The sequence below is a fragment of the Pseudomonas agronomica genome (genome assembly GCF_025917275.1).
GTDB lineage: Bacteria > Pseudomonadota > Gammaproteobacteria > Pseudomonadales > Pseudomonadaceae > Aquipseudomonas > Aquipseudomonas agronomica.
The window spans coordinates 1-1,444 of sequence record NZ_JAOSHO010000814.1 but is presented as its reverse complement, the minus strand read 5'-3'; the positions used below and the strand labels follow the sequence as shown (position 1 = coordinate 1,444).

Annotated in this window: 1 pseudogene; it reads right to left on the bottom strand. The window is 60.7% G+C overall.

Annotated elements, in window-relative coordinates:
• Positions 1-1,284, bottom strand: a pseudogene (locus OC610_RS27360) (type IV secretion protein Rhs); the annotation flags it as partial.
• Positions 1,285-1,444 lie beyond the last annotated feature (160 nt).

Here is a 1,444-nt window from a genome sequence, read left to right as displayed (position 1 = left end):
CGATTGGGTGGAGGCGTCGTCGTGGTGTTCTTGTTTGCTCAGCCGTGTAGCTGCCTGGGATTTTTCCCGCACGACCGGGGCCGGATTTCTGACCGACAGTGGTGGGGAATCTCCTGCAGTGATCTGTAGCGGAGTGACAGGCGCGGGACCCACGGACGGTCCTCGGCCTGCGATCACCACTGGCTTGAGCGCATCGGCATGGGCGTTAAGGCTGTCGCCGCTGAGTTGACCCAGGCGTTGGCTCGAGGCCTGCAGCCACGTCCGGACGCGTTCCGAACGGACATGACGCAGCACCTTGCCGCTCATGCGCAGGCCGACGCCCAGTCCACCGGTAACCGCCGCCAACAGGAAGTTGATCAGCACCGAGGCGCGCAACTCGCCCATGACCTCGGCGCTGTACTGCGGCGGCATCATCCGCAGCCAACTGGTAAAGGCCGCCGTGTAGACGAAGAGCAAGGGCTCATCGCTGAGGATCATCAGGCCTTTGGCAATCGCTTCGGATGACGCTTCCAGCAGTTGCTCAAGCTCGGCTTCGGTAAGGTATTCCAACAGCTTTTCGCTGTTGGCTTGCAGGTCCGCCAGCAGCTCGAAAAGCTGTTTGACGCTGTCCCACAGTCCGTACACGGCTCTTTCAAAGCCGCGAAGCTCGGCTTGCTGGAGCACATTGAAGCGCTTCGCGAAGCCGCTGTCGGAGAACTCTTTCCACAGGGGGTGAAACTCGTCCCACTCGGCACTCAGCCAGCCTTCGAGCTCGCCAATCACCTTCTGGTAGGACGCGTACAGCGCCTCGACATGAGCAGTCGTTACATCAGGAAAAAAGGTGATGCGGTAGCGCTTGCCTCGGTCGCATTCGCTGACTTCCAGGATGCCGCTCGGCCCGATCTCGTGACGGATCGGCTCGCCGAAAATTTCCTTCCCCGGCTCGCCCCCGATGATCGGTTCCAGCATCACCGGCGTATCGCCGATCGGCACGAAGCGGGAGGACTGGAACATGTGCACCAGCGTCAGCGGGCCTTGGGCGGGGCAGGCCGCCACTACGGCGCTGACCTGCTTGCCGCCATTTTTCGCGGGTGCGAGCGACACCTCGTTGCCCACCTTGAACATCTGCTCGATGGCCAGCGCCCGGCCGGTCCAGAAGCCTTCCGCCCAGTTGTCGTATTCGTTCAGGCAATTGCGGAAATCTTGCAACAGCGCTTCGACATCGGGGTGGTCCGAGTCCATGAGCGCCATCACCAACGAACCAATGACGTTGCCCTGGGCAAGGATTTTGTCGTTGATGGACATGTAGGCCTCTCGCAACGCTGAAGTGGGCGCGAGACTTTGCCGGGGATGACTGGAGAAATAAGTCAGGAAAGTAGGCAGGGTCTGTAGGGCAAATCTTTAAATGGTCCCGAATAGGCAAGAACCCCACCAAACCCCTTGTGGGAGCGAGCTTGCTCGCGAT